The sequence below is a fragment of the Terasakiella sp. genome, assembly GCF_048267425.1.
Classification (GTDB): domain Bacteria; phylum Pseudomonadota; class Alphaproteobacteria; order Rhodospirillales; family Terasakiellaceae; genus Terasakiella.
Window position 1 is genome coordinate 346,945 of record NZ_JBLWXN010000002.1, and the last position, 25,760, is coordinate 372,704.

Here is a 25,760-nt window from a genome sequence, read left to right on the forward strand (position 1 = left end):
ACGGAAAAACTTGCGCGGTTTATGGCAGAAAAGAGTCATTTTTGGAAGGGGGATTGTGACTCTTTTCCATTTCCGCTGCCTCAAGCGCCAAAAAATATCACGTTATATATCCTAGGATACATAACGCAGTCATCGAATGGCCTAGTTGTAAAAAATCATTCAACTTGGAAAAGGCAATTCGTTATGAAAAAATTTCTTTTCGGCCTTCTGACCGGCCTCTGTGTGACATTTGGCGCATTCAACGCCTCTGCCAACGAAACACCGTTGCCCACATTCGACAAAACCCGCACCGCAATTGTCATCACCGACCCACAAAAAGATTTTCTGGACAAAAGCGGTAAGCTTTACGGCCTCGTCGCCCCGAATATGGAAAAGCTCGGCACCATCAAAAACATCGAAACATTGATGAAAACAGCAAAATCTCAAGGTTTAACTTTGGCGGTCGATCCACTGGTTTATACCAAACTGGATATTAACTGGGATCAGGCCGGAGCCTTGCAAGCGCAATTGCTGGAAATGAAAGCCCTTTATAGTGATACGTTGGATCCGGCGGAACTGGTTGGCACAGGGGCCGATTTTTACGAACCTTTTAAAAAATATATTAACGACGGCAAAACCATCGTGGTTGCCCCCCATAAAATGTACGGACCGGAAAGCAATGATTTAATCTATCAACTGCGTGCCCATGGTATTGATACCGTTGTCCTAGGGGGACTGGTTGCTAACCTATGTGTCGATTCACACATGCGCGCGCTGATGGAAAACGGCTTTAAAGTCTACGTCGTCAAAGATGCGGTCGCCGCACCGGGCGAAGAAGCCTACAACGCTGCCCTTGTCAATTATGGTATGATCGCCAATGGCGTTTTAACCACAGCCCAAGCGACACAAGCCCTGAAATAAACAACCACGCTGACCTGAAAGGGGGTTTAGGCCCCCTTTCGCGGTAGAATAAACCAGATGTAACAAACAACCTGCAAAGCTAAAAACATCCCGAAAGCCGCCTGATAGGCCACCGGGTCATAACCACCGCTTGCCGTGGCTTCCCACAGATTGATGACCTGTCCGCTGAGAGACTGCAAAATAAAAATGGTAATGAAAACCATCAGGTTTATCGCTGTATTGACCCGCCCAGCCAAATGCGTGGGGAAATGTTGCGACAAAACCGCATATTGCAAAATGCCCGATGTCCCGAAAAAGCCGAAACAAATCCAGATCCAGTGCCAATCAACGGCCCATTCCATAATGATCCCGATTTGACAGAGCATAAAAAAGAACATCCCCGTTCCTGCTACATAAATCGTCTTGATGCCCATTCGTCCCAATCGCTCACTGAGCGCCCCGAGCCCCAGAAAACCGGCAACCATTGCCGCAGCAACCCAAAACAGACTGCCTGCGACATCCCCACGGTCTAAACCACCAATATCATGGTGCCACGGTCCCGCCCACAGGCTTTGAACGGAAATAAAACTGGCTTGTGACATCATGGTAATCGGCGCGATCCGCCAGAAAAACCGACTGGTAAAAACCTCTTTCACACCATTCATTTGTTCGGAAATTGTGGTTTTATGTTCCGGGCGCTTGGTCGAGGGAACCAGCAGATAAACAAATAACGCACAGACCAGCGTCAAGGCCGCCAAGCCCCAAAATCCGCCCCGCCAGCCAATTTCCTGAACAACCAGCTCGGTTGGGGCCGTACCGGCCAACGCCCCCATGCCGCCTGCCGCCATAATAAAGCCATTGACCAAAGGTAGTTTGCTCGTATCGTAAAAAACGGTAAATGCCTTGAAAGAAGCCATCAAACAGGCTGAAACGCCAAAGCCGATCAAGGCCCGGCCTGCAATCAGACTGGCGCTGTCTTCAGCCATCGCAAAAACGGCTGCCCCGAGGGCCGCAAAGATCAAAAGGGCCGCTTCAACCTGACGGGGGCCGTATTTATCCAGCAACACCCCTAACGGAATTTGAAACGCGGCAAACGTCAGAAAATAAGACGCCGTCAACAGCCCCAAAATATCTGCCCCCAAACCCAGATCCCCAATCAAATCCGGTGCAATCACCGCATTGACCACCCGATAAAGGTAGGACAGAAAATAACCGAAGGCGAAGGGGATAAACACCCGGAACACCATTGCAGTTGGGCTGTGTGACATTGTTTTCTCCTGAAACGAATTTCGAAGAACTATGCCCACAACCCATCAAAGTTGCAATCGCAAGAAATACTTAAACGATTTTATCCAGGTAGACCGTCAATACGTGGACGGATCAGAATCGGGGCGTAAACCGCAGCAAACAGGCCATAACCGATCACCCACAACAGACCGGACGCAATTACCCAGTTTGAATTCAATTCAATGACCCGAACAAAGGTTGCCGCCGTAACGATCACATATGCCGCTACCGTCAAACCGGAGGCTTTTAACGGACGACCTGAATGGCCCAATGCCGCGCGCGAAGCAACCGCCAAAATCAACATACCGATCCCGCCTGTTGTCAACGCATGCAAGGCTTGGTTGGCATTAAGATAATCGGTCAAATGAGCCACACCCGTCAGGGCAAACCCGATCGGCAACCAGACATAGGCGGCATGTAAAACCCACACAATCGGGTTATCCAGCGTTTTAAAGGAATGCCAACGCGCCATACGATAAACCAGAACGATTGCCGTCACACTGGCAATCACGCCCTTGATCACATCTGGTGCCTCAAACAGCGTGGATAACGCCAGTAACAGCACCAAAATAACGGTTACAAGATGCGTCCATTGTGGTGTGGTACACGTAATGTTGGTTTGCAATTTCATGCGGAGCGCATTTTGTGTAAAGGCGGGAATGACGCGCGCACTAATCAACGATGCAATCGCGATAATCATATAAACGCCCGCACGCGCCGCATTTGCCGTGTCCCAAAAGTGCCACGCCACATTCGCCAGACACCACAATACAAGAACAAGCGGGACAATAAAGTTACGCTTGTTCTGCGCACCGATAATACGGCTGGCAATTTCATAAGACAGCATCGGCAGATACAGTAAATCCAGCCACGCCAGATAGACGAAAGCTTCGTTCATTTCTGCGGCGAGAATACCGATCCGACCCAATAGCCAGAAAATCGCCATAATGACAACAGGCCGTCCGACAAAATTCTTGCTGGATGTCCATTTGGGGACAGCCGCCATCAAGAAGCCACCAATGGCCGCACTGGAAAATCCAAAGACCATCTCGTGCCCATGCCATGTCAGGCTCAGGTCAATCATTCCCATATAACCCAACACCCAAGCGAGCAAAAAGGCAACGCCGCTGAGAGCTGTAAACAGGAAAAAAACGCGGTGACCGGATGAAAACAGAACCGGACCATTGTAGGGCTGAACGGGTTCACCGATATCCAAAAAAACGCGAGCCATGACTTCCTTCATAAAACTGAGTATTCTAGTTGGTTATTACCCTTTTTATAATCGCAGTGCGTTGACTTTCGTCAACCTGACACCCATACTGTGCAACGTTTCTCAATATTTCCCGGACAAAAAGTAAACGCCATGAAAGCCAAGATTATCCCCGTTACCGCCTTTGCGCAAAATTGTTCCTTAATCTGGTGCGAGGATACGATGAAAGGCTGCCTTGTCGATCCCGGCGGGGATATTGACAAGTTAATGCATGAAGTCAAAGAAGAAGGCATTACGCTTGAAAAAATCCTTTGTACACACGGGCACCTTGATCATGTCGGCGGCGTTGCAGAAATTTCAGCCAAAGAAAACCTGCCGATCGAAGGCCCGCATAAGGATGATAATTTCTGGATTGAAGGTTTACCGGAACAAACCGTTCAATTTGGCTTCCCTCCAACTGAAAGCTTTACCCCGACACGTTGGTTAAACGACGGCGACACTGTTACTTTCGGCAACGTTACATTGGATGTCTTGCACTGCCCGGGACATACACCGGGTCATGTTGTCTTTTTTGAAAAGAAAAGCCGCGTTGCCATTGTTGGCGACGTCTTGTTTCAAGGGTCCATTGGACGCACAGATTTTCCAAAGGGCAATCACGAAGACCTGATCCATGCCATTAAAACCAAACTATTCCCGTTAGGTGATGATGTGGTCTTTATCCCCGGTCACGGCCCCTTGTCCACCATCGGTGATGAGAAACGCAGCAACCCGTTCTTGCGTTAACCCCACCTCTATAACCGTATCGCGCCCTTTGACAGCACAAAGGCGTTGAATAACTTTGTCCCCGTCCTGACCTTGTTCAAAGGCAACGACGTTCAGTCCGCCTTTTTGGGCGACCTCAAGCAACTCATCTGGGTGCAGAAGGAAATCAGGATTGCGCGGACGACCGAATTTTTCATTGCCCAGTGCAAACGTTTCGTACAACAGCACGCCACCTTGTTTCAACGTGGGGGCCAGAAAAGACAAATGGGGGCGGTAAAGATAATTTGTGACCACAATCGCACCGAACTGTTCGTGTTCAAAGGGCCAGTCACGTCCATCTTCCAGATCGCATTGTAAAATTTCAGCCGCTTCAACAGTGCTTAAGTCGCTCAACCCGTCAACATTTTGGTCAACAAACAGCACTTTATGCCCGTGATCCAGAAAAAAACGTCCATGACGCCCTTTCCCGCAGGCCAAATCCAGAACAACATCATCTGACGGCACACAGGAGGAAAACCGATCAATCCAAGGCGAAACGGTCATCATACACACAATTCAAATTACAGCGTTCAACGATGAAAGCCAAACACGGGAAAGCCCATAAAACCGGATGATACCTTATGCGAGGGTTCGGGTTTCGATTGCGCTTTATCCTCGACCTCAGACGCAGCACTCATAGTCCCCGGTGTTTCCACCTGACCATCGCACTCATCCATCATGTCCCATACCATTTGGGGGTCCATTTCGCTCTCCTAGACGTTATATCCTCTTGCGATATTTTTTTATGCGTCTTTTTTATGGACTAAATTAGTAAGGGAAGTTTTTCGGCATTGCAACATTTTTGTAAAATTTACAACTTAAAAATGAAATATTATTACAACAACATGTTGACCTGCAAACTCAGGAAAACAGGACGTCAGGAAAGATATTGCGAAATATCGACCTCATCGATTTGATCAGGCAACAAGAAACGTTCCGCATATTCCCTATACACCCCCGAGGTGAGGAAAAGATCAAAGACTTCCCCATCAATATGCTTGTCTTTCTTAAAGAAGCTGAGAATTTTGACGGCTTCTGACAGGGTTTTCGCTTTTTTATAGGGTCGATCAGATGCTGTCAAAGCCTCAAAAATATCCGCCAGCGCCATGATACGTGCTGGAATCGACAGATCTTCTGCACTTAACCCGCGCGGATAGCCTGTTCCAATCATGGTTTCGTGGTGGGTTCCGGCATATTCAGGAATGCGTTTCATATGGGCCGGGAATGGAAGATTTTCCAACATCGCAATCGTTTGCATCACATGTTCGGTAATTTTGAATCGTTCTTCTTCCGTCAAGGTTCCGCGCATAATGCTCAGATTATAAATTTCACCCCGATTATATAAATATTCCGGAACCGGAGTTTTAAATTCCAAAGCTTCGTATTGCTGCCGGACATCACGTTCACGTTCAATTAAATGATACGGTTTATCTTCCAGTAATTGCTCTTTTGCCGGTGCATCCGGCAGGCCTGCATATAAAGGCTCTTCTTGATGAGACAAACCCAATTTTATATCAAAATGACGTACCCAGGTTTCTTCCGAAATTGTTTTTAGTCGCTCCAGCTTTTCTTGCGCCATAAATTCACCACCTACATTGCATTCTGCAACAAAGGCATAGTCGTCAATCAACTTGGCTTTGCGTTTTTCCAGTGCGGCTTTTAATTCATCCGGTTCACCACCTTCTAAAAGCCCTTGGTAGTAGACCAGTTCCGCGTCACGCAACAAAACCTCAAACCGCGTTCTGATTTCGTGAATTCGGTTGTAAATTGTTTCCAGCTTGGTTGCTTTATCGACCACATATTCCGGCGTAATCACTTTCCCGCAATCATGCAGCCATGCCCCCATGGAAAACTCGCGCCATTCTTCTTCTGTTTTAAACTGAAACTCTGCCAGCACGCCGTCATTGCTCTCACATGCCTTACGGGCCAGCATGGTTGCCAATTCAGGGACGCGTTCACAATGTCCGCCCGTATAAGGGCTTTTCGCATCAATCGCACCGGCAATCAATTGGATCATAGAATCCATCAATTTTTCCTGTGCATCCAACAATTCACGATTATACAGGATTGTTGCAGCCTGCGCCGCCAAAGCCTCGACAAAACGTTGGATCTCCGGACTGAACGGAACAATCTCGCCCGCTTCATCCTGTGCATTCAGAATTTGCAACGCACCGATGACATCACCACCGCGCGGTTTTAAAGGAACCGTCAAGAAAGATTGAGAACGATAGCCGTTCATATCATCAAAGGTCTTGGTCCCTGAAAAATCAAAATCCTCGTTATTGTATGCATCAATGATATTGACAGACTCTGACGCGTGAACCGTATGGCTTACGACATTCTTATGATTTTCCTCTCCCATCTCATTGAACAGAGCAACAGGATTAAACGAGGGCTTTACACCGCTGGTGCCCCCCATCGCAACATTAAGCGTGTCATTGCGTAAAATCTTAAAGCTCAGCGCCCGATCTTCAATTTTATACAATGTCCCACCATCGGCATTGGCAAGTTCCTTGGCACCAAGCAGCACCATTTCCATTACTTTTTCCGTATCGCGTTCTGCCGACATCGCAATACCCAACTCGACCAATCTATTCAGTTTTTCCTGACTGGTCGCCAGATCTTGCGTCTTAAGTGCAAGAGATCCGCGCATTTCATCAAATGTATTTTCCAGCTCGTAAAATTCAATAATATGCGATGGTTTTCGGGACTTCATATCAAATTCAAGATGTTCTATCCGTTTTGCATCTTCAACCAACTGCGAAACACGTCGGGTTAAACGGGCACTGAAAACGTATATGATTGGAATGAACAGGATAATACAAAAAATACTCGCATTCAGAACGCGGTGTTCCATCGTTATGAAACTTTGACGAAAATCGTCCAGCGGAGCTGCGACCGCAATGTTAAACTGAGCCCCATACTTGCTGAGTTTTTCGACACTTTTAAAATAATCCTGTGTTTTTGCTTTTGTTTTCCCAAGGATGACATCCACGCTCGGATCATCAATATGTGTCAGGTCCCCTAAATGATGAACACTCTTGAAGCTCTTGGGAAAAGCAATAATCCGTTTTTTATCGTCGTAAATCCACGCCGTTCCATTTTCGGAAACAAATTGTCTGGAGACGAACTCGCTGAGCTCGGTTAAGGTCAGATCGACACCAACAACGCCATGCCCGCTTGCCATGCGCCTTGAGGCGGTAATCCCCGGCGTTTTAAACGAATTATAGACATAAACATCCGATAAATGCGGGTCACCATTTTCAATTGCATTGGTAAACCAAGGGCGTTCGCGCGGATCATAATTCGGATTGACTTCTTCACGTTGAGAAATCACGTTTTTCTGCTCATCCAGAAACGACCAGTTTTGCAGACGTTCCCCCTCTTTTGAATAAATCGTGCGTACGATCCAGACCGTATTTGCCGGGGCTTTGTGACTTGCAATCACGGCTTCCCGCCCTCGTGTCGCAATCACCTGCAAAAAGGATCCATCCAAATGCCCGCAATAGACCGAATAAATGGTTTTGCGTTGTTCTAAAACACTAAAGTACAAGGGCAGGATACTGGCGTTCAATCCATCACCGAAAACGGCTTCATCGGATTTGCGACTGGCCAATAACGACGCATTGGCAACCGATTGATCCAGCAAATTGACAATCTGATTCTCAACATTATTTGAAACGGCTGTAAACAAATTTCCAGCAACTTCTTTTGCCGTCCGGGTTCCCAAAACCCAAATGCTGAATAGCGTGGCGATCGATAGCGAACAGATCACAGCCAAACTTACAAGTGTCAGACTTAACTTAAAACGAACGCGCATAGTGCCCCTCCTACCACGCAACAACCTATGGCACTATACGGGAGGAGACGTTCACCTCAAACTAAAAATAATACATTTGCAGTACACGTGCTCTGGCGAATGTCATATCCTTGGTAGCATCTTCAGATAAAAGCGTATATCACTGTCTTATCACTGCAAAAAACAAGGGGTTACGCTTACTTATGTGTGGTTTGGTCGGTTTCTTTTCACTCAATAACAACAAATTTAACCAAGAGGATCAACACCGTATCCTCACAGAAATGACCATCCAAATCACATCCCGTGGCCCCGATGATCATGGCCTATGGTGCGATTCGGAACATGGGATTGCATTAGGATTTCGAAGGCTTTCCATTCAAGATTTGTCCCAAGCCGGACATCAACCGATGACATCCGCCTGCGGACGTTACATCATGGTGTTTAATGGTGAGATTTATAACTTCCAAGACCTGCGCCAAGACCTGAACCAAGTTGAAAAAATCACATGGCGCGGACATTCCGATAGCGAAGTTATTCTCGCCCTTATCAGTCGTTTTGGAATTGAAGAAACCTTGGGCAAACTCAGCGGTATGTTTGCCATTGCCCTTTGGGACAAACAGGAAAAATCACTCACCCTTGCGCGCGATCGCATGGGTGAAAAGCCGCTTTATTTCGGGCGGGAAAACGGAACCTTATTCTTTACCTCAGAAGTCAAAGCCCTTTACCCTCATCCTGATTTTAGTGCCACAATCAATGATGGTGCGGTTGCTGCTTACCTGCGTTTTGCCTATGTCCCTGACCCGTTATCCGTTTTTAAAAACATAACCAAACTGGAACCGGGGCATTTCGTACGTATAGAGTCTTCCGGGCAGGTGACAAACAAATCCTTCTGGTCGCCGCGTGATATGTTTGTTCACGCACGAAGCACCCCGTTTCAGGGCAGTCGCGACGAGGCCGCAAACGAATTAAACGACCGCCTGCTTTCTGGCATCAAACAACGCATTGTCGCCGATGTTCCCCTTGGTGCCTTTTTATCCGGCGGGATCGACAGTTCCACCGTTGTCGCCTTGATGAAGGCCGTTGCCCCGGATCGGGTGCGCAGTTTCGCCATCGGTTTTGACAATCCGCGCTTTGATGAAAGTCCCCATGCCGAAGCCGTTGCCCGCCATTTAAATACCGAGCACACCACATTTAAAATGAGTGAACGCGACTGCCTCGACGTGATCCCTGATTTACAGGATGTCTATGACGAACCCTTTGCCGATCCTTCACAGGTACCGACAACCCTGCTCTGTCGCCTTGCCCGCCAACATGTCACCGTCAGTATGGCTGGTGATGGCGGGGATGAATTATTTGGAGGTTATGGTCGATACTGGGACGCCAGTGCCCATTGGCGCAAAGTCCACAATCTGCCCGCATGGCGCAAAGCGTTAAACAAAAAAATATTGATGGGCTTGTCCGGCAGCCCCTCCCGGCTTGCCCGCAACGTGCGCAAGAAATTCAATCGCCTGCACCATGATAACGCCGCACAATATTACGCCAATCACATGAGCCGCTGGCGCGTGGACGAGGGGCTTTATCCCCCTGAACGCCTCAGCCCGAATATTTATGATGATGATCTTGCCTTAAACGGTGACATCTCTCTTGAACGGGCCTTGATGCATCGTGATACCCAAGCCTATCTGCCCAGCAACCTTTTGGTTAAAACGGATCGGGCCAGCATGTCTTGCGGATTGGAAATTCGCGCCCCGCTTCTGGATCACAACTTAATCGAATTTATCTGGTCCCTACCCGATGCCTACACCGTGGATGATCATAAAAAGGGGATTTTACGCGATGTTCTTTATCGATATGTCCCACAAGACATTGTTGATCGCCCCAAACAAGGGTTTGAACCCCCCTTGATCGACTGGTTACGTGGCCCCCTCAAAGATTGGGCAGACGACCTTCTCAGTGCGGATCGCATCAAAAACTCACCCTATTATAACGCCAAAGTCGTCATGGCCCGTTGGCAAGATCATCGCAGCGGCAAACGCGCGTGGACCTATCCTTTATGGACCGTTCTCATGCTGGAAGCCTGGCTCGACAAACATCAGAAACGACGTGGATAGAGACGACCAAAAGCGGGCCAATCTAAGAAGGAAAAGCGACGACAAGACAAAGACCCTGCCCCGTTGGGTTATCTGTTAAATGGACCGATGCGCCGTGCATTTCTGCAATTCTTAAAACAATTGATAAACCTAAGCCACAACCGTTTTCACCGCTGCCTTCAATACGATAAAATCTGTCAAACACACGTTTTCGACGCTCTTCAGGGATGCCCGGCCCCGTGTCCAATATGCGTAAATTGATACATTCGTCAGATTTTTCGATACTTACATCTACTGTCCCACCCTCTGGTGTATAACAAATTGCATTATTGAGAATATTTCGGACTAAAATCATTAAAAGATCAGCATTGCCTACGACAAGCGCATCTTCATCTGTTCTCTTTGAAAAACCCAAGTCGATATTCTTCTCCATTGAATGTGTATTTTCACTCAGGACAGCTTGAATAACAACATCACTCAGATTGACTTTTTCCTGAGCCCCAAAGGTGTTTTGATGATCAAGTCTAGCTAAAACCAATAACTGTTCAATAAGCCGCACAGCGCGATCTGTACCTTCCTTGATACGATCAAGCGCATCCGTCCTCTCTTTTTCATTGCGTGCATGTTGTGCGACTTGAGTATGGGTTCGAATAGCAGCAAGGGGGGTGCGCAGTTCATGAGACGCATCAGCCGTAAATCGGCGTTCTTTCTCAAGTAGCTTTCCTATTTTGGAAAAAAGACCGTTCAGGGCTTCAATCAACGGCATAATCTCTGAAGGAACATTCCTTGTATTTAAAGGTGCCAGATCATCCGCCGACCGCTTGATCACATTTTTCGTAACAACTTTTAAAGGCGCCACCCCCCAAGATACAGATAGCCAAATCAAGATCGCCAACAAAGGGATGGCAAACCATACGGGGTGAAATAAATGGGTCGCGACATTTTTTGCAAAGGTCGATCGAAAATCGTATCGTTGGCCAACCTCGACATGGACACCATGATTATTTTTTATACCGTAAAAGCGCCAGTTTTCATTTTCAATGACTTTGTTGGAAAAACCTTTTTGCCAAGAACCCGTTGTAATGCGCGGCATGTTTGGTGAGGCAACAAGCAAATGTTTGTCAGCCGTCCATACACGATATGCAATCATCTGCGCATGGTTCGTTGGAAGCTCAAATACGGTTTTGGCCCTCACCTCACCGGTTTCCAATTCAGCCATCAAAACAAGTATTAATTCCGCCGCCTGAACTAAGCTCGCGTCCAGCATCTCATCTATTTGTTTTTTTGTGTCAAAATATGAAAAGAGTGCGGTCGCTAACCATGCACATACGACACTTCCGGCAAGAATAAAAAATAATCTTTGGCGCAAGGATCGTCTCATGGGTCTTCCTTGGGATCATGTAGCCAACACCGCGTATTGTTTTAATCAGTTCTGGATACAGCTTTCGTCTTATGTGATGGATATAAACCTCAATGGTATTGCTTTCGATTTCTTCCCCCCAACCGTAGAGTTTTTCTTCCAATTGATTTTTGGAAAGAACACGCCCTGTATTCAACATTAATTCCTGCAAAGTGACAAACTCCCGGTCAGAAAGAGTGACCGGCTTATCGTCTAGTGTCACTGTTCGGCTGGATATCATCAAAGCCACCCGGTTATGGTACAGGGTTGAATCCGATATCCCGTTTGCTCTGCGTACTAACGCCCTTAATCTCGCTTGTAATTCTGTAAGATCAAATGGCTTAATTAAATAATCATCCGCCCCTGCATCCAAGCCTGCAACGCGGTCTTCTATCGCATCACGTGCAGTTAAAATTAAGACAGGCATGCTATTGTCTGACTTTCTCATATCCCGCAATAAAGTAAGACCATCCACCTTAGGCAAGCCGAGATCTAGCACAAGAGCGTCATATGCTGTTCCTCTTATCGCCGTTTCAGCATCTTCCCCATCTTGCACCCAATCGAGAGCAAAACCACCTTGTGATAGTCCTGTTACGATCCCTTGCCCCAACAAAATATCGTCTTCAATAAGAAGTATGCGCATACATTTTCCCTGCATCCTGCCGGAACGCTCTCAAGCTATTGTTTATTCAACACCCTGAGAGCGTACATCACTTTATTTCCCCAAGGGCGACCAATTGGAATCTTCAAAATACTTGCCATACGTATTGTAGACTTTAACGACCTTTACTGCACCTGCCCGTTCATTTTTTCCACTTCCCATTTCACTGACACCCTCGAAGATCGGATTCAAAATGATGTGGAGTTGCTCATCCTCTGCTTCAGGAAGATGACAATTTTCGACCATGTAATCAATTTGGGTCTGAATTTCATTTGCCAGCTTCTTATATTCATCTGAAGGTAAGCGGTTCTCATGGATCTCTCCCAGCCGGGTATGAATAGAAGTCCGAATTGCCCCCATACTTTTGCGTAAGTGTTTGTCACCTTTCCATTTTTGCCCTGCATTGAGCTTTGCCTCAACCATTGTCTGCTCGCCATGTGAATGACGATCGGCTGCAAAACTTAAATTTGTGACACCAAAAAACAAACCAACTGCTAAAAGGGCTGAAGCGATCTTCGTTTTCGTAAACATTGGGTAAATCCTCATTTTCTTTTCCTGTAGGGGAATTTCGTTCCAAAAAGAAAATGGCTTTCTTACCTTAAACGCACCTTAAGAGGCGTTATCTGCTTTTATTGGATAGAAACCTGAATTCAAAAATGGCTTCCGTTTAAATTAAGAAAAACTTATAAAAGTATTGCGAATAATTCTCAAAAGTGATTTGCTAATCGAGATCATCCCTCCCTTATCCCGATATCTAGGAACTGCTAAACGATGAACTTTGATACATTAACACTCGCACGTGGACTGCATGTCCTGTCTGTTGTTTTCTGGATCGGTGGTGTTGCGATGGTCACGACTGTTTTGTTACCGGCTGTGCGTAAAATGAAACAGCCGGACGAACGAATTATGTTCTTTGAAACAGTGGAACGTCGCTTTGCCTTGCAAGCCCGCCTGACCACGCTTCTGACCGGGCTTAGCGGTTTTTACATGCTTTATAAAATGGATGGCTGGTCCCTTTTCGCGACCCCTGGATATTGGTGGCTACATGCCATGACAGGGGTATGGGCGGTCTTTACCTTGATCCTTTTTGTGCTGGAACCCCTTGTTTTACATAAGCTGTTCCACACTCAGGCCCAGAAAAATCCGGACCGCACCTTTCGCATCATACAAATCATGCATTGGGTACTTTTGACCGTAAGTGTCATCACCATTGCCGGGGCTGTTCTTGGCGCACATGGCTTGTTGTTTACCAATTGAACCTCCAAATCTTACGTCTGAAGGATGAACTTCAGGGAAAACAATCCGCAAATAATTAATACCTTAACAATAGCATTCAGTTAAAAAGACAAACCTCTTGATTAAACATTCCGAGCTAAAAAAATCATTGACGGTTCTAGCGATGAGAGCACACCTCAAACTTATACTTGTAATAAAGTAATCAAATGCTAACCTCTAGCCGCTTTCAGAAATTGATCCCCTAGGTGCAAACGTGTCAAAGAAATTCGCCAAGATGCAAGATATACTAAATCTAATGTCAAACAAACTTGATGAACGAATGGTACGCATGGCTCAGTTTAAAGAACCCAGCAAAGTGGAAATACTGGAAGAATATAGAGATCACATTCTCACCCCTGATGCCATAGATTATATTGACCTATCTACACTTGCTCTCGGATTCAGTTATTGGATTGAAGATAAGCTTACAGGCCATATGTCTGAATACAAATACACCCACAAGGAAGGGGAGTTCTTTCATTTTGAAGAAGAAAATATAAAAGAAGGAACAGCAACAGAAACACATAAATTTTTCCAACTAAATAAGAAGGGAAGGCTTGTAAATGCCGTTGCAAGTAATAGCTTTGGGGTAATGCAATGCTATACTCCTGACGATTGCCGTTTTGTTCTAGGAGAATCAGCTTTCGAGAGCAATATCGTGGGGAGTGATGAATACCGAACCCATAAGTCCCTCACAAAATATGAAAGTGGTGTTTGGACACAGACGCTCTTCAAAGGTGGGGTAAGAAATAGCACTGAACCTATGGCCCCAGACACTGAAGAACTCAAACCAATTGGTACATACGAATATATCTTCGACAAAAACGGTTTAGCTCTCTATCAATATGATGATGCCTGCTCTATCTGTAACTTGAGAGTGCGAGTAAAGCCTAGCATCCAATTATAAGCTACCCACTCAACAACCTGCTTTAAGATTCAGAAAACCCGTTCTTCTAAGCCAAGATTCACGGATGAATCGGGCGTCTCATAGAGAGGTTAGAAGCCCTTCCCCCTTCTTTTTAAATTGCCAAAACTCATTTACAGATATTTTTTGATACCGAATAAATAACTTTATTCTCTCAATCTTCATTTTTGAAGAAAGCCTTTGATCTTCTTTACTTTTTATAAATCTACCGACAAGTCCTCAACTTATCCATACCTATATGTAGGGCTACTGCAAAACAAACACCCCACATATAGCCATTAAAACTTTTGTTCAAGCCTTGTTTCCTGCCGCTTTTCCCATGTTTTTACATTGACCTCCCATTAAATCCCATGATATCCCATACTATCCCATCGAATAATAGGGACAGCCCATCCGTTAACAATGGACTGTCTGGAAATTGGGATCGGTTATGCCGGTCTTTTCACTGTTCTTCAATGGGTGAGGTTCGAACAATTTAGCAGGCAGGCATCGCCATCATGGCACTTTTTGTCGGAAAGCATCTAAATAAGATAGATAAAAAGGGGCGCACCAGTGTCCCCAAGCCTTTCCGCGCGTCCTTTGAAACGCAAAATTTCCGCGGGATGTATGCTTATCCTTCCTTTAAATTCCCCGCGATTGCCGCTTGCGACGAAACCTTTATGACCGTTTTGGCCGATAGCCTCACCGCCGAAACCGATTTTTTCTCTGATGATCAGGACGATCTGGCAGCTGTCATTTTGGAAAGTGCAAGCCAACTGAGCTTTGACACCGAAGGACGTGTCATTTTACCGCAAGAATTGCTGGAACACGCTGGGATTACCGATCAAGCCTTATTTGTCGGGCGCGGACGCGAGATTTTAATCTGGGAGCCCCGTGCTTATGAAGCGCATGCGAAGCAGGCTTTCAGCCGCGCCAAGGCCGCCAAGCGGACCTTGAAACTGCGCGTCAGTCCGGAGGATGTACAATGAGTGGACATATCCCCGTTCTATTAAATGAAATCGTTCAAGCCATTGCACCTGAAGAAGGTGACATCGTTATTGATGGTACCTTCGGTGGAGGGGGCTATACCAAAGCCATACTGGATGCCGCCAATTGTCGGGTCTTTGCCATAGACCGTGACCCGGACGCAATCAAACGGGGCAACACCCTATCCAAATCCTTGGATAACCGGCTGACAATGTTTGAGGGCTGCTATGGGGACATGGCGGCCCTTGTGAATCAAAAGGTGAACGCGGTGGTTCTGGATATAGGAGTCTCTTCCTTCCAGATTGATGAAGCCGATCGTGGTTTTTCCTTCCGCGAGGATGGTCCACTGGACATGCGCATGGCACAATCCGGTGAAAGTGCGGCGGACGTGGTCAATACTTACGACGAAAAAGATCTTGCCGATATTATCTACAAATACGGCGAAGAACGTCATTCACGTCGTGTGGCGCGCGCCATCGTCGAAGCACGCAAAGAAGAAGAAATCACGACAACCGCACAACTTGCCAAAATCGTGCGTTCTGTCGTTTGGCAGGCCAAGGACAAGATCGATCCGGCAACCCGTACATTTCAAGGTTTACGTATCTACGTCAATGACGAACTGGGCGAACTGGAACGTGGCCTTGCCGCTGCGGAAGAATTGCTGCTGCCCGGCGGTCGTCTTGTCGTTGTCACCTTCCATTCACTGGAAGACCGCATCGTTAAAAAGTTTTTCAAAGAACGCAGCGGAGCAAACGCGCGGACCAATCGTTATATGCCTGATGCGGCGACAGACGGGCCCCAACCGACATTCAAACTGGTGACACGTAAACCCGTTGCCCCCAGTGAAGAAGAATTAAAAGAAAACCCGCGTGCACGTTCTTCAAAATTGCGCGCCGCCGTTCGCACCGATGCACCAAGCTGGACAGGAGGGAACGTATGACCCGCCTGACCCTTGCTCTGACTGTTTTTCTGGCCATTGCCCTGTCAATTGGCGTCTTTCGCATCACCTATCAGGTGGACGAACTGGAAAAAGAACTGAGCGAACTGAACAAGCAAATTCTGGAAGAACAGGAAACCATCCATATCCTGAAAGCGGAATGGAGCTATCTGAACGATCCCAATCGTCTGGAAGATCTGGCCCGTCGCCATTTGGGTCTCAAGCCGATGAATGGCAATCAGTTGATCAATTTGGATATGTTTGACAAGCAATTGCTGCCCGATGATCCCAACGCCCAACCTGTAAAACTGGAGCGTTAATCATGGAACTTCGGGGGGCCCGCGAAAAACAACTTAAAAACCGCCGAGCCATTGAAACCGGGCACAACCGTGCCGTGGTGACAGGGGCCGTTTTTGCCATTTTGTTCATCGTTCTTGCCGGACGCGTGGTTGACCTTTCCCTTCTGCACGGCAGTCGGGAACCATCCCTTGTCGATAGCCCCAGCACCGGTGATGTGGTTGAAGCGGTGCGCGCCGATATTGTGGATCGCAATGGTGTCTTGGTGGCGACATCACTGCCTGCAGACTCGTTATTTGTGGATTCAAAAGCCTTTCTCGAAGCCGGGGAAGATCCGACACAGGCGGCCTTGAAACTTGCGCGCATCTTGCCCGAACTTGCGATTGATGACACCGTTAAGAAACTATCTTCGGGCAAACGCTTTGAGTATCTGGTTCGCACCTTAACGCCCAATCAGAAATATCAGGTCAATTTGCTCGGCATTCCGGGGCTGGACTATCAAAGTGACGAACGTAGAACCTATCCGCAAGGCCCCTTGCTCGCCCATGTGCTTGGGTACACCGATATTGATGGGCGCGGCATCGCCGGGCTTGAACAAAGCTTCAATCATCAATTAACCACACCGGGTGGAAAGCTTGAACTTTCCATCGATGTTCGCATTCAATCCATTATGCGCAGCGCCTTGCAAGATGCCATTGATGAATTCAAGGCTATCGGCGGGGCGGGGATCATTATGGACATTCAATCCGGTGAACTTCTCTCTTTGGTATCCCTGCCCGATTTTGATCCCAATAACACAGATACCCTTGTGGGTGATGCCGGCTTCAACCGCGCGACCAAAGGCGTCTATGAAATGGGGTCCATTTTCAAACTGTTCAACACGGCAATGGCACTGGACAGTAAGACGGTCACACTCAATGACACGTTCGATGCGAGCAAACCTTTAAAAATCGGACGTTTTCTCATTAACGATTTTCACGGAAAAAACCGGGTTCTCAGTGTTCCAGAAATTTTAGTTTTTTCTTCAAACATCGGATCTGCCCAAATTGCCTTGGAAGCCGGAACCGATTTGCAACGTGAATATATGGGCCGTCTTGGCCTGCTGAACACCGTCTCATTGGAAATCCCCGAAGTCGGCACACCGCTTTATCCCACACGTTGGCGCAAGGCCAGCACCATGACGATTTCTTACGGACACGGCATTGCCATTACGCCGTTACAATTGACCAGTGCCGTGGGCGCAATGGCCAATGGTGGACTTTTGCCGAACCCGACATTATTAAAAGGCAATTCCAAAGACCGCCTCCCCCCGCGCCGCGTTATTTCCGAAGAAGTCTCCGCACAGATGCGCAAACTCATGCGTCTGGTGGTTTTGCAAGGATCCGGCAAAAAAGCCAATTCTGCCTTTTACCGTGTGGGTGGCAAGACCGGAACAGCGGACAAACAGGAAGGTGGATCTTATAACCGTCGCGCCCGTATTTCGTCTTTTGCCGGTGTTTTCCCGATTGAAAACCCAAAATATGCCATCCTTGCAATGGTCGATGAACCGGTCGGCAACAAAAAGACATTTGGATACGCGACTGCGGGCTGGGTTGCGGCCCCCATTGCCAAAAGGGTCGTTGATCGCGTTGGCCCCATGCTTGGCCTTGCCCCATCAACCGGTGAAGAACAAGCCTATCAACCGGGCGACCCTCTTTTCATCAAGGTGAAGGGGTAAATCATGGTTCAATTAAACATTCTTTTCCCCGATTGCGCATCCGAATTGGACATCACAGGCCTGAGCGTCGACAGTCGCGCTGTTAAACCCGGCTATCTGTTTGCCGCCCTGCCCGGCAATCGCGTAGATGGGCGCGCCTTTATTGAGCAGGCCGTCAAAAATGGGGCCAGTGCCGTTTTGGTCCCCAGTAAAACCGAAGGCCTCGATATCTATCCGAATACCGTTTTCATTTATGATGACAGCCCGCGTCTGCGTTTTGCCAAGGCCGCGGCCGCTTTTTATGGCGTGCAACCTGGTCTATGCGCCGCCGTTACCGGCACCAACGGTAAAAGCTCAGTTGTCACCTTTGTTCGTCAACTCTGGTCCATGCTCGGTCATTCAGCAGCCAGTGTCGGCACCTTGGGCATCACGGCACCGGGATTGAATATTGCAGGTGGCTTGACCACACCAGACCCGGCAGGTTTGCACCAACGTCTTGCAGAAATTGCACAATCAGGCGTCACCCATCTTGCAATGGAAGCGTCCAGTCACGGGTTGGACCAATATCGTATGGACGGGGTAAAGGTTCAGATCGCAGCCTTTACAAACCTGAGCCGGGACCATCTGGATTATCATGTCGATATGGCAGATTATCTGCGCGCAAAGAAACGGCTCTTCAGTGATTTACTCAGCCCATCCGGCATCGGTGTTTTAAACGCCGATATTCCAGAATTTGAAGCCTTACGCAGCCTTCTGGAACAAACCGGCCGTAAAGTCCTGAGCTATGGGAAAATGGGGCATGATATTCAGTTGATCACAGCCCGACCGACACCGCACGGTCAAGACCTTGTTCTGCGCGCCGGTGGAAAAGACTATCAAATCGCCTTGCCCTTGGCGGGTTATTTTCAAGCCGAAAACATTATGTGCGCGACCATGATCGTGATCGCCAGCGGACATAACCCAGAAGACGTGATCCCCTTGCTGTCCAAACTGGAAGGGGTCCCGGGTCGTATGGAGGCAATGGGCCACGGCGTTTACGTCGATTACGCCCATACACCGGATGCCTTAAAAACCGTTCTGTGCGCACTTCGCCCCCATACACAAGGGCAGTTGGCGGTCTTGTTTGGTTGCGGCGGGGACCGTGACAAAGGCAAACGTCCGCAAATGGGGAATATTGCCGCCCAGTTTGCTGATCGCGTTTATGTCAGTGATGATAATCCACGCAGCGAAGATGCCACAATTATCCGCTCCGAAATCATGGCGGCCTGCCCGGATGCCACCGAAATCGGTGATCGTAAAACTGCTATTGAAGCCGCCATTTCCGAATTGGAAGAAGGCGATGTTCTTCTTATCGCCGGAAAAGGCCATGAAACAGGTCAAATTGTTGGTGATCGTGTGTTGCCTTTTGATGACCGCGCCCTTGCACGGGAGTTGATCCATGACTGATATTTTATGGACAACCGACGAAGCGGCGAAGGTCGTAGACGGAACCCCATTCGGGCAATGGGAATGCACAGGCATTTCCATTGACAGCCGCAATGTGGAAAAAGGGGATCTGTTTATTGCCATCAAAGGCCCCAGCTTCGATGGGCATCAATTTGTTCACGCTGCCTTAAAGGCCGGCGCAGCCGCTGCTGTTGTCTCTCATATTCCGCAAAATTGCCGTCAAGATGACAAACTGCTTCTGGTGAAAAACACAACGCGTGCACTGGAAGATTTGGGACGTGCCGCACGCGCGCGCTCAAACGCAAAAATCGTCGCCGTTACCGGCAGTGTGGGGAAAACCGGGGTGAAAGAGGCCCTCGCCAGTGTTTTATCCAAACAAGGAAAAACGCACGCCACCCTTGGTAATCTCAACAATCATTTCGGCCTGCCTTTAACCTTGGCCCGTATGCCGCGTGACTGCACCTTTGCGGTGCTTGAACTGGGGATGAACCATGCGGGCGAATTGATTGAATTGTCGCAAATGGCCCAGCCTGATGTTGCCGTCATCACAACGGTCGCCGCCGCCCATTTGGAATATTTTGAGGACGAAGCGGCCATTGCCGATGCCAAGTGCGAAATTTTTGCAGGCCTGAAAAAGGGCGGTGCCGCGGTTTTAAATGTCGATACCCCTTATTTCGAACGCATGAAACAAGCCTGCCTGACACAAGGCATTGATAACATCATCACCTTTGCAAGTGAACAAGACGCCATGTTTAGCGCAACATCATTTGAAAATGATGAAACAGAAAACGGTACTTTTATCTCGGCAAACATCCACGGTCAGCCCCTTGACTATAAAATTGCGCACGATGGCCGCCATTGGGTTGCCAACAGTTTAGCGGTTCTTGCCTGCATCGAGGCTTTAGGCGCAGACGTAAAACAGGCTGCAAGCGATTTGGCGCATTTATCACAGTTAAAAGGACGCGGGGCGGTCCATACAATTGAATTGTCCGGGGGCAACCTTCGCGTCATCGACGAAAGCTATAATGCCAATGATGCTTCCATGCGCGCAGCCCTTGACGTGCTATCACACCAGTCTGGCCGACGCATTGCGGTTCTGGGCGATATGCTGGAACTCGGCCCCGATGAAATCGATATTCACAAAAATTTGGCGGATGCCTGCAAGCATATCCATTTGGTCTTTGCCTGTGGCCCGTTAATGAAACATCTATTCAAGGCGTTGCCCGCCCCACAACGCGGTGCCCATGCCTCCAGCGCCGAACATCTGGCGCCGTTGGTGGTACAGGCGGTTCAACCGGGCGACGTTATCAGTATTAAAAGTTCGCGGGGGTCACGCACCGATCTGGTGCTGGACGCCCTTCTTGAATTGCAATCCAACGGGACGTAAAGACGAAAGAGAAACCGACACATGCTATATCACCTCCTCTTTCCTTTGGCCGATCAATTTGCGGTCTTCAACCTGTTTCGCTATCTGACATTCAGAACAGGCGGCGCGGTTATGACAGCTATGGTCATTGCTTTTATCATCGGCCCGCGTCTGATCCGTTGGTTGCGCCAGTGGCAAGGTCAAGGCCAGCCGATCCGCGACGATGGGCCGGAAAGCCATTTGAAAAAACAGGGTACCCCGACAATGGGCGGTATCATGATTTTGACTTCCATGACCATTTCCGTTCTGTTATGGGCCGATTTATCAAACCCTTATATCTGGGCGGTTATGCTGGTGACATTGGGCTATGGTTTCATTGGTTTCACCGATGATTATCTGAAAGTTTCCAAGAAAAACACCAAGGGTTTGTCAGGTAAGCTGAAATTACTCGGGCAACTTCTGTTTGCAGGGATTGCGGCCTTTATCGTCGCCAGCGTTCAACCCGAAAGCCTAAACACCCATCTCGCCTTGCCGTTCTTCAAGGATGTTTTGCTCAATTTGGGTATTTTCTTCCCGATCTTTGCCGTTTTGGTAATGATCGGGTCTTCCAATGCGGTCAACCTGACGGACGGACTGGACGGTCTTGCGACTGTTCCGGTGATTATTGCCGTCGGTGTGTTTGCGATTTTTTCCTATCTGGTCGGCAACTTCGTCTTTGCCGATTATCTGCAAATCCATTACGTCCCCGGCGCGGGCGAACTGGCTGTTATTTGCGCCGCCGTTATCGGGGCCTGCATCGGATTTTTATGGTTTAACGCCCCGCCCGCGATGGTCTTTATGGGGGATACCGGATCATTGGCCCTTGGCGGCACCTTGGGGTCCATTGCGGTTGTCACCAAACACGAACTGGTTTTGGCCATTGTTGGCGGCCTGTTTGTTCTAGAAACCGTGTCCGTCATCGTACAGGTGGCCTCGTTTAAACTGACAGGCAAGCGCGTCTTTAAAATGGCACCGCTGCATCACCATTACGAAAAAAAGGGTTGGGCCGAACCCACCATCGTTATCCGTTTCTGGATTATTGCCTTGATCCTCGCCCTCATCGGCTTGGCTACATTGAAACTGCGTTAATAGGAGCATACCGGACGTGATCATTCCTACTGCTTATAAAGACAAAACAGTCGCCGTTCTCGGGCTCGGTAAATCCGGTGCATCGGTTGAACGCGCCTTGCAAGATGCAGGTGCACGCGTCTGGGCGTGGGATGATAAGTCAACGCGTGATGATCTGGTTGATTTAACCAAAGCGGATTGGACCCAAATTGACCTACTGGTTATGAGTCCCGGTATCCCGCATACCTTCCCGACCCCACATCCTGTGGCGGAATTGGCGCGTGCACATAACTGCCCCATCGTTTGTGATGTGGAATTGTTGGTGCAAACCTGCCCAAACGCCAAATATGTGGCTATTACCGGAACCAATGGGAAATCCACGACCACATCTCTAATCGCCCATGTCTTGGAAGTCGCAGGCTTTGATGTCGCGGTTGGTGGCAATCTGGGTACACCTGCCCTTGATCTCGACCAACTGGATGAAGACGGCGTTTATGTGCTGGAACTATCGTCTTATCAATTGGAACGCACGCCTTCACTTTGTGCGGATGTAGCGGTCTGGTTAAACATCAGCCCTGATCATCTGGATCGTCACGGTGGATTGGATGGATATATCGCGGCCAAAAAGAATATTTTCGCCAATCAAGGGACCGAACAGTTTGCCGTTATCGGTATCGATGACGATCATAGCCGCAAAGTCTTTGCAGAAAACGACCTGACACAGGCAAAGCGGATCGCCATAACAGCCAATGGCCCCGTTGAAGATGCAATTTTCGTTGATGAGGATATCCTGATTGACGAAGCCTTTGATCCTGAAGGTATTCAGGTCGTGGATTTGTCTTCTGTCAAAACCCTGCAAGGTAAACATAACCAACAAAACGCACTGGCTGCTTACGCAACCGCCATTGCCTTGGGCGCGGATCCCGCATGGATTGTGCGCGGCATTGCGGGTTTTCCCGGCCTGGCCCATCGTCAGGAAATCATTGCCACGGTTGACGGTGTCTTATTCATCAATGACAGCAAAGCCACCAACGCCGACGCCACAGCCAAAGCACTCGGTGCTTATGACGACATCTACTGGATTGCGGGTGGGCAGGCCAAAGAAGGCGGCATAACCTCGTTGTTGGGCCAATTAAGTTCCGTTGAAAAAGCCTACCTGATCGGTGAGGCCGAAGATGCCTTTGCTCAGACCTTAGACGGCGCCCTGCCTTATCAACGCTGTCAAACATTGGAGCGCGCGCTTACACAAGCCTTTCAGGATGCAAAAGAAAAAGGCGGTGTTGTCTTATTATCCCCGGCCTGTGCCTCGTGGGATCAATTCAGCAGTTTTGAAGCGCGCGGCGATGCCTTTCGCGCCCTTGTTCAAAAATTACAAGAGGAGGCCGCCTAGATGATCAGCTTCTCTCGTGTCGATACAAGTGTTTTGGGGCGTTGGTGGTGGACGATTGATCGCTGGTTGCTCTCCGCTATTTTATTAATTGTTGCAGTCGGGGCGATTTTAACCTTGGCTGCCAGCCCGCCTGTCGCGGCCCGCATCGGTCTGGATACGTACCATTTTGCCATTCGTCAGTTTGCCTATCTTCCCTTGGCGTTATTAACCATGATCTTTGTTTCCTTGCTGGAACCTGTCATGGTGCGTCGATTGGCTGCGGTTCTTTTTGCTGTTTTCCTGATCCTGACCGCTAGCACCCATTTCCTAGGCGCCGAAGTCAAGGGGGCGGCACGCTGGATTTCTTTTGCCGGCTTCACCATTCAACCGTCTGAATTCCTGAAACCTACCTTTGCAGTGGTTGCCGCATGGATGTTCAGTGAATGGCGCAAGGATACGGCCTTCCCCGGTCATTTCATTTCCATTGCCCTGTTTGCCTTGGTTGCCGGTTTATTGGTGACACAACCCGACTTCGGGATGACGGCTGTCATCTCAGCGGTTTGGGGTGTGCAGTTCTTCTTGGCTGGATTGCCTGTATTCTTTGTTGTTCTGGTTGCCGTCGTCTTTATGACCGGTTCTATGGCCGCCTATATGATGGTTGATCACGTCAAAAGCCGTGTAGATCGTTTCCTTGATCCGGCCAGCGGGGACAACTACCAAATTTCACGCTCCCTCGAAGCGTTTCAGAACGGCGGTTTGTTTGGCACGGGCCCCGGTGAAGGCGATATCAAGCACCTGTTGCCCGATGCCCACACCGATTTCATCTTTGCTGTTGCGGGTGAAGAATTCGGCCTGATTGCCTGTCTATTCATTATCGGCCTGTTTGCCACCATTGTTTTGCGCGGTTTTTCCAAGATGTTTCACGAAACCAACCTGTTTGTTTTGTTGGCTGTCGGGGGGCTTGTCACTCAATTTGGCTTGCAGGCTGTCATTAATATGGCCTCGACCACACACTTGATGCCGACCAAAGGCATGACTCTGCCGTTCATTTCTTATGGCGGGTCATCCTTGCTGTCATTGGCTTTGGGCATGGGTATGTTGTTATCACTGACGCGCCGCCGCGTCGGGGGGGAGTTATGAGCGATAAAAAACCCTTGATCATTCTGGCAGCCGGTGGCACGGGCGGGCATGTTTTCCCGGCGGAAAGCCTTGCGGAACAATTGCTTGCGCGCGGTTATCGTCTTGCCCTTTTCACCGACAAACGCGGTGCGAAATACAGTGGTGTCCTCGGTCAACTGGAAACCCAACATATCAGTGCGGGCAGTGTCGCAGGGCGCGGTCTTTTCGGCAAAATTCGTTCAGCTCTATCCTTGGGGCTTGGCGTCTTTCAAGCCAAACGTCTGCTTGCCAAAATGGAGCCCTGCGTGGTGGTCGGTTTTGGCGGCTATCCGTCTGTGCCAACCATGATTGCAGCCTCCCTCGGGGGATATGCAACCGTTATCCATGAACAAAATGCCGTCTTAGGTCGGGCAAACCGTTTGTTGGCTGGCAAGGTCAAACGAATTTGCACGTCTTTCGCCACGGTGGATCACATTGGTTCTGAAAATGAGGGGAAAGTCATTTTCACTGGTAACCCTGTCCGACAAGCTATTTTGGATAAACGCCAAACCCCTTATCAGGAAAAGACAGACGACGACAACATTCGCATCTTCGTTTTAGGCGGATCCCAAGGTGCGCAAGTTTTCAGCGATATTCTACCCGATGCAATTGATGAACTAAGCCCAATGGACAAAGCGCATCTTTCCATCACGCAACAATGTCGCAAAGAACTTCTGCCCCAAACAAAAGAAGCTTATGCGACAAAATCAATTCAGCCTGTTTATTTAGAAATCTTCTTTGAAGACGTACCTAAAATGTTGGCAAACTGTCACTTGCTTATCGCACGTGCCGGGGCTTCCACCTGTGCAGAGGTTACGACCATTGGTCGCCCGTCCATTTTGGTTCCCTACCCGCATGCAACCGACGACCACCAAACCAGAAACGCACAAAATCTGGAAACCGCGGGTGCATGCAAATTGATCGCACAAGATAAGCTAACTTCCGAATATTTGGGGAAAGAGTTGAAAAGTCTACTGGACAACCCGCAAATCCTGACTCAAATGGCTGACGCGGCATATAACGCGGGTCAACCCGACGCCGCCACCCGTTTGGCCGACGCGGTCGAAGATTTAATCAAGGTGAAAGAATAAA

The 25,760-nt window shown here is 48.6% G+C and carries 23 protein-coding genes; 15 read left to right on the top strand and 8 right to left on the bottom strand.

Features of this window, described 5'->3' with window-relative positions; translation table 11 throughout:
- Nucleotides 1-183 precede the first annotated feature (183 nt).
- Nucleotides 184-900 (top strand): isochorismatase family cysteine hydrolase, encoded by a 717-nt coding sequence (locus ACN0VA_RS04785; protein ID WP_417820046.1) that lies wholly within the window; start codon nt 184-186, stop codon nt 898-900.
- Nucleotides 901-926: 26 nt separating this feature from the next.
- Here ACN0VA_RS04785 and ACN0VA_RS04790 read toward each other — a convergent pair whose 3' ends face one another.
- Both ACN0VA_RS04790 and ACN0VA_RS04795 read right to left on the bottom strand, forming a co-directional pair.
- Complete coding sequence (locus tag ACN0VA_RS04790; RefSeq protein ID WP_417820047.1) at nt 927-2,147, bottom strand: MFS transporter; 1,221 nt, start codon at nt 2,145-2,147, stop codon at nt 927-929.
- An 80-nt stretch (nt 2,148-2,227) separates the two neighbouring features.
- Nucleotides 2,228-3,397 carry an NnrS family protein gene (locus tag ACN0VA_RS04795; RefSeq protein WP_417820048.1) on the bottom strand — a complete coding sequence of 390 codons (1,170 nt, stop codon included), beginning with the start codon at nt 3,395-3,397 and terminating at the stop codon, nt 2,228-2,230.
- 132 nt (nt 3,398-3,529) lie between these two features.
- On the opposite strand from ACN0VA_RS04795, the gene ACN0VA_RS04800 reads away from it, so the two are divergent.
- Nucleotides 3,530-4,159 (top strand): MBL fold metallo-hydrolase, encoded by a 630-nt coding sequence (locus ACN0VA_RS04800; protein ID WP_417820049.1) that lies wholly within the window; start codon nt 3,530-3,532, stop codon nt 4,157-4,159.
- On the opposite strand, the gene ACN0VA_RS04805 is transcribed toward ACN0VA_RS04800, so the two are convergent.
- The 3 genes from ACN0VA_RS04805 to ACN0VA_RS04815 all read right to left on the bottom strand — a co-directional run bounded on the left by ACN0VA_RS04805 (nt 4,073) and on the right by ACN0VA_RS04815 (nt 7,997).
- The gene (locus tag ACN0VA_RS04805; protein WP_417820050.1) at nt 4,073-4,684 is read right to left on the bottom strand and encodes a class I SAM-dependent methyltransferase; all 612 of its coding nucleotides are present in this window, start codon (nt 4,682-4,684) and stop codon (nt 4,073-4,075) included. The genes ACN0VA_RS04800 and ACN0VA_RS04805 overlap by 87 nt on opposite strands.
- Nucleotides 4,685-4,707: 23 nt before the next feature.
- The gene (locus tag ACN0VA_RS04810; protein ID WP_417820051.1) at nt 4,708-4,881 is read right to left on the bottom strand and encodes a hypothetical protein; all 174 of its coding nucleotides are present in this window, start codon (nt 4,879-4,881) and stop codon (nt 4,708-4,710) included.
- Nucleotides 4,882-5,054: 173 nt separating this feature from the next.
- Nucleotides 5,055-7,997: an HD domain-containing phosphohydrolase gene (locus ACN0VA_RS04815; protein WP_417820052.1), complete on the bottom strand. Its 2,943-nt coding sequence runs from the start codon at nt 7,995-7,997 to the stop codon at nt 5,055-5,057.
- A gap of 182 nt (nt 7,998-8,179) precedes the next feature.
- On the opposite strand from ACN0VA_RS04815, the gene asnB reads away from it, so the two are divergent.
- Nucleotides 8,180-10,087, top strand: coding sequence for an asparagine synthase (glutamine-hydrolyzing) (gene asnB / locus ACN0VA_RS04820; RefSeq protein ID WP_417820053.1), 1,908 nt, complete (start codon nt 8,180-8,182; stop codon nt 10,085-10,087).
- Nucleotides 10,088-10,109: 22 nt separating this feature from the next.
- On the opposite strand, the gene ACN0VA_RS04825 is transcribed toward asnB, so the two are convergent.
- The 3 genes from ACN0VA_RS04825 to ACN0VA_RS04835 form a co-directional block, all read right to left on the bottom strand.
- Complete coding sequence (locus ACN0VA_RS04825) at nt 10,110-11,447, bottom strand: ATP-binding protein (RefSeq protein ID WP_417820054.1); 1,338 nt, start codon at nt 11,445-11,447, stop codon at nt 10,110-10,112.
- The gene (locus tag ACN0VA_RS04830) at nt 11,356-12,108 is read right to left on the bottom strand and encodes a response regulator (protein ID WP_417820055.1); all 753 of its coding nucleotides are present in this window, start codon (nt 12,106-12,108) and stop codon (nt 11,356-11,358) included. The genes ACN0VA_RS04825 and ACN0VA_RS04830 overlap by 92 nt, the downstream gene beginning before the upstream one ends.
- Before the next feature lie 72 nt (nt 12,109-12,180).
- Nucleotides 12,181-12,657 (bottom strand): hypothetical protein, encoded by a 477-nt coding sequence (locus tag ACN0VA_RS04835; RefSeq protein ID WP_417820056.1) that lies wholly within the window; start codon nt 12,655-12,657, stop codon nt 12,181-12,183.
- Nucleotides 12,658-12,897: 240 nt separating this feature from the next.
- On the opposite strand from ACN0VA_RS04835, the gene ACN0VA_RS04840 reads away from it, so the two are divergent.
- The 12 genes from ACN0VA_RS04840 to murG all read left to right on the top strand — a co-directional run bounded on the left by ACN0VA_RS04840 (nt 12,898) and on the right by murG (nt 25,759).
- On the top strand, nt 12,898-13,383 hold the full coding sequence (locus tag ACN0VA_RS04840) for a hypothetical protein (RefSeq protein WP_417820057.1): 486 nt from the start codon (nt 12,898-12,900) through the stop codon (nt 13,381-13,383).
- 232 nt (nt 13,384-13,615) lie between these two features.
- A complete protein-coding gene (locus tag ACN0VA_RS04845) occupies nt 13,616-14,308 on the top strand; it encodes a hypothetical protein (protein ID WP_417820058.1) in 693 nt (230 codons plus the stop codon).
- A gap of 515 nt (nt 14,309-14,823) precedes the next feature.
- Nucleotides 14,824-15,294 (top strand): division/cell wall cluster transcriptional repressor MraZ, encoded by a 471-nt coding sequence (locus tag ACN0VA_RS04850; protein ID WP_417820059.1) that lies wholly within the window; start codon nt 14,824-14,826, stop codon nt 15,292-15,294.
- A complete protein-coding gene (gene rsmH / locus ACN0VA_RS04855; RefSeq protein ID WP_417820060.1) occupies nt 15,291-16,232 on the top strand; it encodes a 16S rRNA (cytosine(1402)-N(4))-methyltransferase RsmH in 942 nt (313 codons plus the stop codon). The genes ACN0VA_RS04850 and rsmH overlap by 4 nt, the downstream gene beginning before the upstream one ends.
- The gene (gene ftsL, locus ACN0VA_RS04860; RefSeq protein WP_417820061.1) at nt 16,229-16,549 is read left to right on the top strand and encodes a cell division protein FtsL; all 321 of its coding nucleotides are present in this window, start codon (nt 16,229-16,231) and stop codon (nt 16,547-16,549) included. Before rsmH ends, ftsL begins: the two co-directional genes overlap by 4 nt.
- A gap of 2 nt (nt 16,550-16,551) precedes the next feature.
- Nucleotides 16,552-18,243: a peptidoglycan D,D-transpeptidase FtsI family protein gene (locus ACN0VA_RS04865; protein WP_417820062.1), complete on the top strand. Its 1,692-nt coding sequence runs from the start codon at nt 16,552-16,554 to the stop codon at nt 18,241-18,243.
- 3 nt (nt 18,244-18,246) lie between these two features.
- Complete coding sequence (locus ACN0VA_RS04870) at nt 18,247-19,668, top strand: UDP-N-acetylmuramoyl-L-alanyl-D-glutamate--2,6-diaminopimelate ligase (RefSeq protein ID WP_417820063.1); 1,422 nt, start codon at nt 18,247-18,249, stop codon at nt 19,666-19,668.
- On the top strand, nt 19,661-21,055 hold the full coding sequence (locus ACN0VA_RS04875; RefSeq protein WP_417820064.1) for a UDP-N-acetylmuramoyl-tripeptide--D-alanyl-D-alanine ligase: 1,395 nt from the start codon (nt 19,661-19,663) through the stop codon (nt 21,053-21,055). Before ACN0VA_RS04870 ends, ACN0VA_RS04875 begins: the two co-directional genes overlap by 8 nt.
- Nucleotides 21,056-21,076: 21 nt before the next feature.
- Entirely contained in the window at nt 21,077-22,162 is a 1,086-nt protein-coding gene (mraY, locus tag ACN0VA_RS04880) for a phospho-N-acetylmuramoyl-pentapeptide-transferase (RefSeq protein ID WP_417820065.1), read from the top strand.
- A 16-nt stretch (nt 22,163-22,178) separates the two neighbouring features.
- A complete protein-coding gene (murD, locus tag ACN0VA_RS04885; protein ID WP_417820066.1) occupies nt 22,179-23,531 on the top strand; it encodes a UDP-N-acetylmuramoyl-L-alanine--D-glutamate ligase in 1,353 nt (450 codons plus the stop codon).
- A complete protein-coding gene (gene ftsW, locus ACN0VA_RS04890) occupies nt 23,532-24,650 on the top strand; it encodes a putative lipid II flippase FtsW (RefSeq protein ID WP_417820067.1) in 1,119 nt (372 codons plus the stop codon).
- Nucleotides 24,647-25,759, top strand: coding sequence for an undecaprenyldiphospho-muramoylpentapeptide beta-N-acetylglucosaminyltransferase (murG, locus tag ACN0VA_RS04895; RefSeq protein WP_417820068.1), 1,113 nt, complete (start codon nt 24,647-24,649; stop codon nt 25,757-25,759). Before ftsW ends, murG begins: the two co-directional genes overlap by 4 nt.
- The last annotated feature ends 1 nt before the right edge of the window (nt 25,760 follow it).